Origin of the sequence: Methanoregula formicica SMSP, assembly GCF_000327485.1 — an archaeon.
In the GTDB taxonomy this organism is placed as follows: domain Archaea; phylum Halobacteriota; class Methanomicrobia; order Methanomicrobiales; family Methanospirillaceae; genus Methanoregula; species Methanoregula formicica.
Genome location: NC_019943.1, coordinates 2,654,185 through 2,666,262, shown reverse-complemented (window position 1 = coordinate 2,666,262; position 12,078 = coordinate 2,654,185). Strand labels below are relative to the sequence as shown.

12 protein-coding genes are annotated in these 12,078 nt (G+C 54.6%); 4 read left to right on the top strand and 8 right to left on the bottom strand.

The window, feature by feature from the left end:
• The first annotated feature begins 167 nt into the window (after positions 1-167).
• The 3 genes from METFOR_RS13400 (at position 168) to METFOR_RS13385 (ending at position 5,732) form a co-directional block, all read left to right on the top strand.
• A complete protein-coding gene (locus tag METFOR_RS13400; RefSeq protein ID WP_015286695.1) occupies positions 168-1,697 on the top strand; it encodes an MFS transporter in 1,530 nt (509 codons plus the stop codon).
• Positions 1,698-1,813: 116 nt separating this feature from the next.
• Complete coding sequence (locus tag METFOR_RS13395) at positions 1,814-3,334, top strand: response regulator (RefSeq protein ID WP_015286694.1); 1,521 nt, start codon at positions 1,814-1,816, stop codon at positions 3,332-3,334.
• A gap of 400 nt (positions 3,335-3,734) precedes the next feature.
• Positions 3,735-5,732, top strand: coding sequence for a cation:proton antiporter domain-containing protein (locus METFOR_RS13385; RefSeq protein ID WP_015286692.1), 1,998 nt, complete (start codon positions 3,735-3,737; stop codon positions 5,730-5,732).
• Between the two features lie 130 nt (positions 5,733-5,862).
• Here METFOR_RS13385 and METFOR_RS13380 read toward each other — a convergent pair whose 3' ends face one another.
• The 8 genes from METFOR_RS13380 to METFOR_RS13360 all read right to left on the bottom strand — a co-directional run bounded on the left by METFOR_RS13380 (position 5,863) and on the right by METFOR_RS13360 (position 9,584).
• On the bottom strand, positions 5,863-6,447 hold the full coding sequence (locus METFOR_RS13380) for a hypothetical protein (RefSeq protein ID WP_015286691.1): 585 nt from the start codon (positions 6,445-6,447) through the stop codon (positions 5,863-5,865).
• Between the two features lie 43 nt (positions 6,448-6,490).
• On the bottom strand, positions 6,491-6,970 hold the full coding sequence (locus METFOR_RS13375) for a hypothetical protein (RefSeq protein ID WP_015286690.1): 480 nt from the start codon (positions 6,968-6,970) through the stop codon (positions 6,491-6,493).
• Positions 6,963-7,124, bottom strand: coding sequence for a hypothetical protein (locus METFOR_RS15860; protein WP_015286689.1), 162 nt, complete (start codon positions 7,122-7,124; stop codon positions 6,963-6,965). Before METFOR_RS15860 ends, METFOR_RS13375 begins: the two co-directional genes overlap by 8 nt.
• Before the next feature lie 222 nt (positions 7,125-7,346).
• Positions 7,347-7,517: a hypothetical protein gene (locus tag METFOR_RS15680; RefSeq protein WP_158491391.1), complete on the bottom strand. Its 171-nt coding sequence runs from the start codon at positions 7,515-7,517 to the stop codon at positions 7,347-7,349.
• A 65-nt stretch (positions 7,518-7,582) separates the two neighbouring features.
• Positions 7,583-8,086, bottom strand: a complete 504-nt coding sequence (locus tag METFOR_RS13370) for a hypothetical protein (RefSeq protein ID WP_015286688.1) — start codon at positions 8,084-8,086, stop codon at positions 7,583-7,585.
• 469 nt (positions 8,087-8,555) lie between these two features.
• Positions 8,556-8,720, bottom strand: a complete 165-nt coding sequence (locus METFOR_RS15100; protein ID WP_015286687.1) for a type II toxin-antitoxin system PemK/MazF family toxin — start codon at positions 8,718-8,720, stop codon at positions 8,556-8,558.
• Positions 8,721-8,724: 4 nt separating this feature from the next.
• On the bottom strand, positions 8,725-9,255 hold the full coding sequence (locus tag METFOR_RS13365) for a hypothetical protein (RefSeq protein WP_048111436.1): 531 nt from the start codon (positions 9,253-9,255) through the stop codon (positions 8,725-8,727).
• 2 nt (positions 9,256-9,257) lie between these two features.
• Entirely contained in the window at positions 9,258-9,584 is a 327-nt protein-coding gene (locus METFOR_RS13360; RefSeq protein ID WP_048110998.1) for a transcriptional regulator, read from the bottom strand.
• Positions 9,585-9,885: 301 nt separating this feature from the next.
• On the opposite strand from METFOR_RS13360, the gene METFOR_RS13355 reads away from it, so the two are divergent.
• Complete coding sequence (locus tag METFOR_RS13355; protein WP_015286684.1) at positions 9,886-12,072, top strand: CRISPR-associated helicase/endonuclease Cas3; 2,187 nt, start codon at positions 9,886-9,888, stop codon at positions 12,070-12,072.
• Positions 12,073-12,078 lie beyond the last annotated feature (6 nt).

The window sequence follows — 12,078 nt, the reverse complement described above, 5'->3', positions numbered from 1 at the left end:
CATCCATACGAGGACGATGATCAAGAAATATTGGATAAATCTATATCAACATTCTCTTCTCGTTCCGATCCACATATATTGATAGACCGTGAACAAATTTCCAGTTGCATCTGCCGGAGGGAGGTCCCGGCAGTTCTGGAATACCATCCCACGGGACTGAATGTCGCATGCTGTCGCTCCGCCCGTCTCCCGAGCTTACACCGGACGAGATTGAGCGCGGCTTATCCAATATCATTTTTGATGGGCTTACCACGCATGCATTCGCTACGCTCACAAGCGGCATCTTCCTCATCGCGTTTGCCCTTGAACTCGGCGCATCCAACGTCGTGATCGGCCTCCTTGCTGCAATCCCCCCGCTCGCCGAGCTGGTCCAGATCCCGGCAGTGAGCCTCATTGAGAAGGTGCGAAATCGCCGTCTTGTTACGGTCATCACCTCCCTGGCATCACGCGGGCTCTGGATCTTCGTCGCCCTCATCCCGTTCCTACTCTCACCGCAGGCGGGGATCGTCTGCCTGGTACTTCTCCTCATCGTGTACTCGTGCATATCCTCGGTGAAACACTGCGGTTGGAAATCCTGGATGCGCGACCTAATCCCGGAACAGATCCTCGGCATGTATTTCTCCCGCCGGATGGCGCTCTCGTTTGCGGCCGCTATCGTGCTCAGCCTCGGCGCCGGATATTTCCTCGATCACTGGCAGAATGGCGGAGGGGGGACAGCGGTTACGGGATACGCCGTGATCTTCCTTGTCGGCAGTCTCATCGGCCTTGCCGGGACGTATTTTCTCGTCAGGACCCCGGAACCGATGATGATCATACGGCATGACGTCCCCCTGCGGCGAAGGCTTACCGCATGGTATGAGGATATCAATTTCCGGAACCTGATCATCTTTCTTGCCCTCTGGAGCTTTGCCGTCAACCTTGCCGCACCGTTCCTGACCGTGTACCTGCTCAAACGCCTGTCGCTCGACATCACGACCATCATTGTCCTGTCCATCGTCAGCCAGCTCACAAGTATCCTGTCACTCCCGCTCTGGGGGACCATCGCCGATCGGTTCAGCAACAAATCGGTACTCAAAGTAGCCGGGCCGTTATTCGTCCTCTGTTTCCTCGCCCTGACCTTCACGAACTTTCCCGAGCCGCATTTCCTGACCATGCCGCTTTTGGTCATCATCCATATCATCATGGGGCTCTCAACGGCAGGAGTCACACTTGCTGCCGGGAACATCGGCCTGAAACTGGCGCCGAAAGGGTCCGCTACGTCGTACCTGGCCGGCATCAGCATATTCACGGCACTTGCTGCCGGCATCGCTCCGATTATCGGAGGATTCTTTGTCGATCACCTGGCTGAATGCGAACTTGCGTGGAACCTGAGCTGGAAGAGCCCGGGATTTGCGATCATCATCCCCACCTTCCATCTCCAGCACTGGGACTTCTTCTTCGTGCTTGCTTTCGTCCTTGGCCTGTACTCCGTTCACCGGCTTATTTACGTGAAAGAGGAGGGCGAGATCGACGAGCCGATCTTTATCGACTCCCTCATCGCGTACGGGAAGGACATGCGGAACTTCTCGACAGCGGGGGGAATCAGGAATATCATGCGGTTCCCGGTCAACGGCATGGACATCCAGTCCGACAATTACGCCCTGCGGTGCCGGCCCGACCTGAAACTGCAGAAGAACCGCGACGGACCGGTTCCCTGAGGGCAGGATACCAGTGCGAATTCCCGGCAGTGCTGGTATAAATATCTGGAATACAAGAGGATACATCCATGGAACCGATTTCATGACGATCACCCTTCCGGTCATGGTTGCTGAACATGCCTGAAAAGATCCCGATACTGTACGTTGATGACGAGCCCGATCTGCTCGAGATTGGCAGGCAATTCCTCGAAACTCTGGGCGATTTCACAGTAAATACGGCCGAATCCGTTGCTGATGCCAAGGCTATGCTCATTAACAAGCCCTTTGATGTGATTGTCTCAGACTACCAGATGCCGGGAACGAACGGGATCGAGTTCCTGAAGTATGTACGGCAACAGTATCCGGACACGCCGTTCATTCTCTTTACCGGCCGGGGCCGCGAAGAGGTCGTGATCGAGGCAATCAACAATGGTGCTGAGGCCTATCTCCAGAAAGGCGGGGCTCCCCTTCCGCAGTTCACGGAACTCGCCCAGAAGATCCGGGTTGCCGTGGACAAGTACCGGGCGACCCGGGCACTACAGCGGCAGACCGTTGTCCTTGGGGAACGGGTCAAGGAGCTGGCCTGCCTGTACAAACTGACGGAAATCGTTAATGCGCCGGAAATATCCCTTGAGGGGATGCTGAAAGAGACAGTCGATCTCATTCCATCGGGTTACCAGCATCCAAAATTTACACGTGCTCATATCATGTTCAGAGGGGCGGAATTTAGTACGCCGGGATTCCAGCGCTCGATCTGGAACCAGAACTTCCCGCTTTTCGTTGACGGGGAATGGGCCGGATCTGTCGAAGTCTCATATACCGGGGAATGGGCCGACGCAAATAGCGCACCGTTTCTGGCAGAGGAGAACTCCCTCCTCAGGGGTCTTGTTCGCCTTCTGGAGAATGGTATCGCCCGGAAGATCGCTGATGACCGGCTCAGGGATAACTGCGGAATCAGAGCGCCCGAAACCCTGAATGTCGCCGATCCCGTTCTGAAGGGCGAACGGGATTTGCGCCTTGCTGCCGAAAAGGATCTGAAACGATCGCGGGCACTGCAGGAGCAGCTGCTCCGCGAGGTCCGGCAGCGCGTGAAGAACAACCTGCACACCGTCCACGATCTTCTCGCGCTCCAGTCAAAATATATTCGCGATGACAATGTCCTCAATGCCCTGCAGGAGAGCCAGAACCGGATAAAAGCGATGGCCCTTGTCCACGAAATAGTATACCAGTCCCCGGAAATCGCCAACATCGATCTCGACCTCTATGTGAAAACCCTCGGGAAAAACCTGCTTGAATTTTACCGTCAAAAAGGAAGGGAGGTTATTCTGCGAACCGACATCCCCGGTATCACGCTTGGAGTGAATACCGCAATTCCCATCGGCCTGATTCTCAATGAGCTGATGTCGAATGCACTGAAACATGCATTCCCGGACAGGGACACGGGGGAGATCTTCATCAGGGTCCGCAGGCAGGACCGGAATATTTCCATCGTTTTCCGCGATGACGGGGTGGGGATGCCGCGTGACCTGAACTGGCGCGACACCCGGTCGCTGGGACTCCGCATGGTCTTCTCAATCGTGGAGCAGATGAAAGGCACGATCGGCCTTGACCGCAGCAGGGGAACGGAATTTTCCATGGTGCTGGAAGAGCGGAAATGAGGGGTATTTTGCGGGAGCGGCATGCGGGGCGAGCAGGCCCAAAAACCAGAAATCATCATATATTACGTTTGCATCATCGAAAACGTATTATAATTTGAGAAGAAGGACACATGTATGCCCGCAATAATTGCCGTTGTGGCCCTCATAGCGTTTCTCATCAGCCTGAACTTTGTGATCTTGTTTATCGCCCAGAAAGAAGGGTTGATACTTGCTACGACAATCTTTTGTATTGCTCTTTTCATTGATCTTTATACACTGGTCATCGCAGTTCATGAATACAGGGCCGATCGCCGTCGCGCGAGTCTCTGAAACCGGCTATGCCTCCCCAGCCGTCCACTGAAAAGCCGGTTCATGCCGGTGCTTCTGAACACGTTTCCCCAGCCAGCCTGAGGCCTGCCCCATGATTACATCATTCATCCTCGATACTATCGTCATCCTTGCCCTTGCCATATTCGTGATTGCCGTCGGGACCCGCATGAAGATCCCCGGCGTTGTCGGATTTCTTGTCACCGGCATGATCGCCGGGCCGTATGGTCTCGGCCTGGTCCGGGATCCCCAGATGGTCGATGCTCTCGCGGAGATCGGTATCATTTTCCTGCTCTTCACCATCGGCATGCAGTTCTCGTTCAAGACCCTCTTTGAGATGAAGAAGATCGTGCTGGTTGCCGGGACGCTCCAGGTCGTACTGACGATCCTTGCCGTGTATGCCATCATGGTCATTTTCAGTATCCCCGCCGCCATCGCCCTCTTCTTCGGGCTTTTAATCTGCCACAGCAGCACGACCATCACGCTGAAGATATTCCAGGACCGGGCGGAAGTAAATACACCCTATGCCCGATCAACGCTCGGGATCTCGCTCTACCAGGACATCATGACGGTCCCGATGCTGATCGCCCTTCCCATCCTTGCGGGGCACGAAGCGGACCTGACCGGAGCCGTGCTGAACCTTGGCCTTACCCTTGTCCTCCTCCTGGCACTGGTTTTTGCTGTCGCGGCATGGGTACTTCCCCGTGTCATGCCCCGTATTGTCTCGGTGCGGAACACGGAGATCTTCCTGTTGAGCATCATTCTCGTCTGCTTTGTCATCACCTTCCTGTCATCGAAACTGGGTTTGTCGCTCGCGCTCGGTGCATTCCTGGCAGGGCTGACCCTGTCGGAATCGGAATATTTCCACCAGGCATTCGTCAGCATCGTGCCGTTCCGGGACATGTTCACGAGTTTCTTCTTCATCTCAGTCGGGATGCTGCTCAACCTCTGGTTCGTGCTTGAAAATCCCGTTCTTATCATCGTTCTCGTGATCGGTGTCCTTCTCCTCAAGATGGTCATTGCAGCGGGGAGCACGCTTGCCATCGGCCAGTCCCTCCGGACCTCGGTTCTTGCCGGGCTTGCCCTGTGCAATATCGGCGAATTTGCGTTCGTGCTCTCCGTGCCCGGGAAGGAATATGGTCTTTTTCCCGGGACAAGCGGCCAGGCTTTCCTTGCTGTCACTGTCATCACCATGGCGCTGACCCCGTTTATCATCGCCGCCGGCCCGCAGGTTGCCGACCATGTCTGCCGTTTGCCACTCGGGAAGCGGCTGCGTGCGGGATGTAATCTTCCCGAGCCGGAAGGCCGGGACGTGCCTGCCCTCTCGGATCATACCGTGATCGTGGGGTATGGCCTCAACGGACGGCATCTTGCAAAGGTAGCGAGGATCGGCAACATCCCGTACATCATCATCGACATGAACCCGGAGACCGTTGAACAGGAGCGGAGGAAGGGGGAACCGATCTTTTTCGGGGACGCCACCAATGAGGCTATCCTGACCCATGCACGGATCGAACAGGCCCGGCTTCTTGTTGTGGCGGTCAACGATCCGCTCTCGACACGAATCATTACCCGGATCGCCCGTTCCATGAATCCCCGGCTCTGGATCATTGTCCGGACCCAGTTCCTTCCCGAAGTGAATGTTCTCCGGGATCTTGGTGCTGACGAAGTGATCCCGGAAGATTTTGAAACTTCGGTCGAGATCTTTTCCCGGGTGCTCAAAAAATACCTGGTCCCGAAGGGGACCGTCGAGAACGTGATTCGTGATATCCGGGCAGATACCTACCAGGTCCTGCGGGAGCAGGCAGGGTCCGGCACCGACCTGTCCGATCTCCGGCAGAACATTCCTGACGTGGATATCACAATCCTGAACGTATCACCGGATTCACCGGTTGCCGGCAAGACTCTGTCGCAGCTCAATATCCGTCGCGATTACGGAGTATCCATCCTCGCAATACGCCGCCAGAAAGAGATCCTGGCTAATCCTTCCGGTGAGACAAATATATGGCCCGGGGACGATGTCGTTGTCCTGGGCGCTCCCGCGGACATCACGCGGATGTCGCTGCTGTTCCGGCCGGGAGATGTCCACTGATATACGTGGGATTCTGCGGGCGGGAATTTCAATTCTCTCTGCCAATTTGTCGATATCCTCATGAAAAGGATCGTACTAAATCAACATTCTGATCCTGACCTGTTTCGTCGTTCCATGAAAACCCGGGATGTCACAACACGATTGATGTGATGATCCCAATAATCTGCCGTGCCGTTGCCGGGTCCAGGATCTTTGTCAGCACCAGCCCGAACACCGCAGCAAACACAGCCCAGAACACCTTCTTTACCTGCTCGTTCTTCCCGAACGCGTCGACTACTGAATCGACATCCGCTTTTCTTGTTCGCTGGATCAGCTTCGGCAGGAAAACGAACAACGGCAGGAACACCACGGCTGCTCCGATGAACGCAAGCGTGATCTCTGCTTTTCCGGCAAGGAAGATCCCGGCCGGCACCGCGAAAGTACCGGCCAGCACTGCTGCCATCGCAACCTCGCCGAACCAGAAGTAATGCCGTTTCTCCCGGTAGTTCTCTTTCTCCCGGTCCGTTAACGAAGCGAGATCGAAGATCCCGAGTACGGACAGCATCCCGTACCAGACCGCGTGCGTCTCCTCCGGGTCAGCGGCAATGCCGAGAAAGAGGATTGCAACCGGTATGACCATAAGGATCAGAGGCAGGTGGGCGAAGAGAAAAATGAGGGCAGGCAGGAGTCCGGTACCGCAGATCGCGGCCCGGGTCTGCACCTCTGACTCGAACATCTTCATTCCTTAAAAATCCGGTATTCGTAGCCCTTCACTGCCATCACTCCCGGTTTTCACTCGTGTCCGCTGCAATCGCAAACTCGTAGACCGGGCTGATGTACCCGTGGTTTTCCGGGGAGAAGTCCCGCTTCTTTCCGCGCTGGGTGATCTTCCGGCGGGCTGTCCTGATTCGTACCGTGTGGATGCCCGGGGCCCGGGGATAGACCCGGTGGCCGTCCATGTCCAGCATCTTCTGGTATGGTGGGATGTCGAACCAGTCCGGCCAGAAGCGGACACCTTTAGGGATGTCCGATCCCCGGAAGAGGTCCTGCAGGCGCATCGGGGACATGTTGTCGTAGATGATGTCAACGATCAGGTCCGTGTCCTCTTCGTCCGGGTCCAGTTCGAGCTCGTAGAAGACCGGGTTGCGCCGGACTTCATCGAGCGTGAGCGGTGTGTCTTTCGTCAGCGGTTCAAGACCGGAGAAGGTTCCCCGGTACAGGCCGGTCACGGTTGCGACCGGTTTGTTCTCATTAATCATGATATTCCTCCTTTATTCGTTCGTGCTCGTCCCTCAGCCGTTTGAACTCCTCAACAATCTCATCGTACCTGCCGATCCGCTGGTGGATCATGAACAGGATGGGATAGAGGGGAAGGACAACGCCGAGGACGAGCCCGAGGATTTCTGTTTCCATACTGCTGTGGCTCCGAGAAAAAAACCGGGGAGGGATTTGACGCTCCCGGGGGTGTCGAGGGTCATCAGACCCGAGACAGGAGAAGAGCCGAAGGCTCTTCGACTTCCGCGTCGAAGAATCGCTCCGCAATTCTTCTCCTCCGCGAGGTTCTTGCGAACCTCTCGGACCCCGCCGCGTGGGCACCCCCCGGTGGCGATGGTGCTGTATTACCTGTTACCGGATTTACGAGAGTTTCCTGTACGGGTAATGCAGGGGCATCGCAATGCGCCCCGTCCCCCTCCGGGGGGTGTTGAGGGTCTTCAGACCCGAGACACGAGAAGAACCTGCAAGGTTCTTCGAGTCAGGGCTTTCGAAGAACGCATCCGCGTTCTTCTCATCCTCCTGGTTTTTCAAACCAGTCGGAGGCGCAAGGGGGGAGCTTAATCTCTTACGGACTTTTCCTTACGCGTGAACACCGTTTACGCGAGAGCCGCCACCGAGTCCGCCCAGGTCTCGACCCGGGTCCGGATCGCGTCGTCCGAGTACGAGGTGATGCTGACCGATTCGCGGGTGAACGTGACCATGTAGATCTCCCCGCCGGCGTCGTGGCACTTCAGGGTCGCCGAGTAGGTCTCTTTCGGGGTGTCCCGGACTGCTGTGCCCCCGTGGGCGGTAGCAAGGTCCGTGTTGCTCAGGAGCGCGGTTGCGCCGGCATTGAACCCGGCGATCGTGGTGAACTTCGCTGAGTCCGTTCCGACAACGTTTGCATCGTTGTTCTGGTACGCGATCTTTGCCACGTAGGCTTCCCGGGTCTTCTCGACCGGTGCGTGGTTGACACCGGCGCTCTCATAGGCTGAGCAGGCAAACGGGTTGTCGGTGATGACCGACTGGATGATCGTGTTGAACGCTGCCACATTCTCTATCGGGGCCGCGAGCTTGCGGACCGCCGACTTTACTACGGTTTTCTGTACGAAATCTGCCATTTTGTAATTCCTCCTTTTTTTCTGACTGGTTCGAAGAGCCTGCGGCTCTTCTCATTCTCAACCTTCTCATGAAGGTCTCGAATTCATCAGAACCCAATGGAAGAGAAGAACCCGTCAGGGTTCTTCGAACTCCTTGGATCCTTTCACTCCTCTCTATTGTTCTGAAGTCGGTCCGGTTTCCGGTGAAGGATTGCGCAGCCTTCACCGCCAGAGGAGAAACGTTGGTTCTGTTCTCCGGGTCATCGGGGCCCCTTTGACATACAATAGTAGAACCTGATAGGGTATGTGCTTGGATGAATAAATTTTGAAACGAGAAAATGGAGAGATTTGCGCGGGATATAGGATAATCGGGGCACGATGGCTTGGAATTGAGGTGCGCAAAAATGTTAAATGGATTTGGTTAATGCCGGGGATTGCATCTGGTACTGACCGGAGAATGCCTATCGGAAAAATGATTAATCCAGGCCCATCAGGTCCCGGATGAGCGCCGCGATTGCGAGCCGGTGCTGCTCGTCAGCGGGACAACCACGACAAGGCCGTTGGCGCTCCCTATAATGATCGCAGGGCGCATCCCCCGCTGCTCGTGCCCTTTCGCATCGGTGAGATCCACGAGCCAGATATCGCCGTTCTTCATCCGATCAATGCCCCAGGGATTTGAGTGCGGCCCTCTGCCAGATCCCCGTCTCCCGCTTCAGATCCTGGAGATCCTTTGGCGTCGGCTTGAACAGGAACTCCTTTGCCTTCGAGACGCCGAGCGCGATCTGCGCCTCGGAATAGAACGGTTTGAGTTCTTTGACCTGCCTCAGGGCTTCGAGCGGGCTGCTCTGGTACCGGAGCGCATAGAACCCATAGGTCGCTCCCACTTCGAGCGGCACGGGTTTCAAGCCGAAGATCCTGCCAAGGTCCGCGGCGATCGCTTTCTCGGCCGCATTCAGCCGTGTGCCGGTCTCGTGGTTCTCGAATTCGCGGGTATGAGCGAACAAATCTTTCGTCAGGTCCGGCGAGTAGGGTCCACGGACAGACAGGCTGCATGGGTACCCGAGGTCGATGCCTTTGAGTTCAAGCAGGCAGACGAGTTTCTGGGCAATGAGCCGGTCGTCGAACTGTCCGATATCCGGATTGAAGCCGAGTTCTTTATAGAATGCAATGACTTTTTTCCGTTTTTCCATAATCATGCACCACAGTGGAGGAACCTGCACAGCCAGGTTCGGATCCTCTCCCATTCGCCTAAGCCCTCGGGCGTGATGGTATAGAGTTCGAGTTCTTTTCCCTCGGAGACGATCTTTTCCGAAGCAAGGTATCCCATCTCTTTCAGGACATTCAGGTTGGCATACAGCACACCGTCGCTGATGTCGAGCGCCGCCCGGAGTTCGCGGTAGGTTGCCCCGTCCGGCCCGAGCACCGAGAGGCTCGCGAGCAGTTTCAGCCGCACGAGCGAGAAGACTTTCGCGTTGAGCCCCCCGGATTCATCCAGGATAGTGAGGATATCGTTTGGCACCAAGTCCCACTCCCGTGTTCTATTCATACCGGTCGGCGGCCCGGGTTATTTACTTTGTTATTTACTTAAAGTTTAAAGTGGGAGGGTATGGAAATAAATCAGGGACATGTGAGTGATATGAAAATATATGGACCTGAATGATTTCTAATACTCGTTATCAGGGGTTGTTTTTTTTTAAAAATTCACTTTCACACCACAAATCAACATATTTATGGTGTGATATTTTGATATCTAAAATAGCAAAAAAATAAAATGTTGAGACTGGCAGACACACTTCGAACATCCTTCGCATTGAATTTTGATGTATTACGCTCATTCTACGATAAATCCGAATAAATCAGACTGGCAAGCTCTGAAAAAACATCTGAAGAACGTTGCAGATCGCTCTCAAGAATTTGCGAACGATTTTCACGCAGGCAACCTAGCATATGTCAGCGGTCTTCTTCATGATATTGGGAAATATTCTCCAGAGTTCCAGAAACGGCTAGACGGGGAGAAAAACCCTGTCGATCACTCGACCGCAGGATCGATTGAAGCGACACGGATATTCAATGGCAAACAGTCCGCTGCCGGGTTATTATTTGCCTATATCGTTGCCGGGCATCATGGCGGACTTTTGAATTATGGGAGTGCCGAGGGGGGACTCTGTGAGCGGCTGCGAAAACCGGTACCTGATTATTCTGCATACTGCAACGAGATCTCAATAGACTCACACACGATCGGGCCGCTTGGGTTACGTCCGTCTCCCGGAAAAACCGGATTCTGTATCTCGTTCTTCACGCGAATGCTCTACTCCTGCCTTGTGGATGCAGACTCGCTCGATACGGAACAGTTCTGTAATCCGGATAAAGCCACACTCCGCACGAATTACGAATCGTTTGATATACTGGCGAAAAAATTTGATGCCCACATGCAGAAGATACAATCCGGCGCAAGCGATTCCCTCATCAATCGCGAACGGAAGAAAATTTTCAGCCAGTGCATTGAGGCCGGTGCTCTACCGCCCGGCATGTTCAGCCTGACCGTCCCGACCGGGGGAGGAAAGACACTCTCCTCCATGGGTTTTGCCCTCGAACAGGTAAAGAAGAATCACCTGAAACGGATCTTCTACATTATTCCGTATACCAGTATCATTGAGCAGAATGCAAAAGTATTCCGGGATATTTTCGGATGGCAGAATGTCCTGGAGCATCATTCCAACTTTGATCCGGCAACGGTTGATACGGATGACCTGGACACTGGAGGGGAGTCTCTCCGGCTTGCTACCGAGAACTGGGACATGCCGATCACCGTAACCACCAATGTCCAGTTCTTCGAATCGCTCTTCTCCAACAAGAGATCCCGGTGCCGGAAACTGCACAGCCTTGCCAAGAGTGTCATCATCCTTGATGAGGCGCAGATGCTCCCGACCGGATACCTGCTTCCCTGCCTTGCGGCGTTGTCGGAACTTGTGCGTAATTATGGTGCAACGGTCGTGATCTGTACTGCCACCCAGCCGAGGCTCGGGGATCTGCTGGATGAGAACGTAAGGCCGCGTGAGATCATGCAGTCCCCGGATCGATTGTATGAGACCTTCAAAAGAGTGCGGGTGACGGATCTTGGTCTCCTCAGTGATGCAGATCTCTCTGCCCGTTTGAAAGATCACTGCCAGATTTTATGTATCGTCAATACCCGGAATCACGCAAAAAAACTGTACGATGCCATCAAAGATGCCGGGAATTGTTATCATCTCAGTGCCCGGATGTGCCCGGTCCATCGCAGGAAAAAGATCGCAGAGATCAAGAAACGGCTGAAAGAAGGACTCGATTGCCGGGTTATCTCAACACAATTGATCGAGGCTGGGGTGGATATCGATTTCCCGGTGGTGTACAGAACTATGACCGGGATCGACTCGGTTGCGCAGGCTGCCGGAAGATGCAACCGTGAAGGAAAATTGCCCTTCGGGGAGGTTTTCATCTTCAAATCCACGGAATCTCATGGGAAGGCGACTTCGTGGCAGAGTTTTGTTGCCGAGATCGGAGAGATGACCCTTGCCGGATCGGATGACCCGCTCTCGTTCCCGACAGTCTCGGAGTATTTCCAGCGTTTGTATCACTACAAATCGGATGGAGGACTTGATGAGAAGGAGATCCTGCGGCAGCTCGAAGAGCGTGCAGGGGAATTCGCATTCCCGTTCGAGGAGATTGCCGATGAATTCCAGATTATCGAGGAGGGTACAAAAGATGTGATCATTCCCTTTGACGAACATTCCAGATCAGTGATCGAGAGACTTCGGACAGCAGAATTTCCCTGGCGGTTTGTGCGGGATCTCCAGGGGTATTCAATCAGTATCTATCCCAACGAGTTCCGGGAAATGGAACGCATGAACCGGATCGAGACAATTACAGACCGGTTTTATGTATTGCGATCCTGTGAGGATTACTCCGATGAAACAGGATTAAAACTCCGGCAGGGGGCCGGTTACGATGGATCATTACTGATACACTAAGGAGGT

Coding starts and splice junctions, on each gene's coding strand:
- METFOR_RS13355 (WP_015286684.1), top strand. CDS start 9,886: ATGTATTACGCTCATTCTACGATAAATCCGAATAAATCAGACTGGCAA.
- METFOR_RS13380 (WP_015286691.1), bottom strand. CDS start 6,447: ATGTTCGAGTCAGAGGTGCAGACCCGGGCCGCGATCTGCGGTACCGGA.
- METFOR_RS13375 (WP_015286690.1), bottom strand. CDS start 6,970: ATGATTAATGAGAACAAACCGGTCGCAACCGTGACCGGCCTGTACCGG.
- METFOR_RS13400 (WP_015286695.1), top strand. CDS start 168: ATGCTGTCGCTCCGCCCGTCTCCCGAGCTTACACCGGACGAGATTGAG.
- METFOR_RS13370 (WP_015286688.1), bottom strand. CDS start 8,086: ATGGCAGATTTCGTACAGAAAACCGTAGTAAAGTCGGCGGTCCGCAAG.
- METFOR_RS15860 (WP_015286689.1), bottom strand. CDS start 7,124: ATGGAAACAGAAATCCTCGGGCTCGTCCTCGGCGTTGTCCTTCCCCTC.
- METFOR_RS15100 (WP_015286687.1), bottom strand. CDS start 8,720: ATGAAGAACGGCGATATCTGGCTCGTGGATCTCACCGATGCGAAAGGG.
- METFOR_RS13385 (WP_015286692.1), top strand. CDS start 3,735: ATGATTACATCATTCATCCTCGATACTATCGTCATCCTTGCCCTTGCC.
- METFOR_RS13365 (WP_048111436.1), bottom strand. CDS start 9,255: ATGGAAAAACGGAAAAAAGTCATTGCATTCTATAAAGAACTCGGCTTC.
- METFOR_RS13395 (WP_015286694.1), top strand. CDS start 1,814: ATGCCTGAAAAGATCCCGATACTGTACGTTGATGACGAGCCCGATCTG.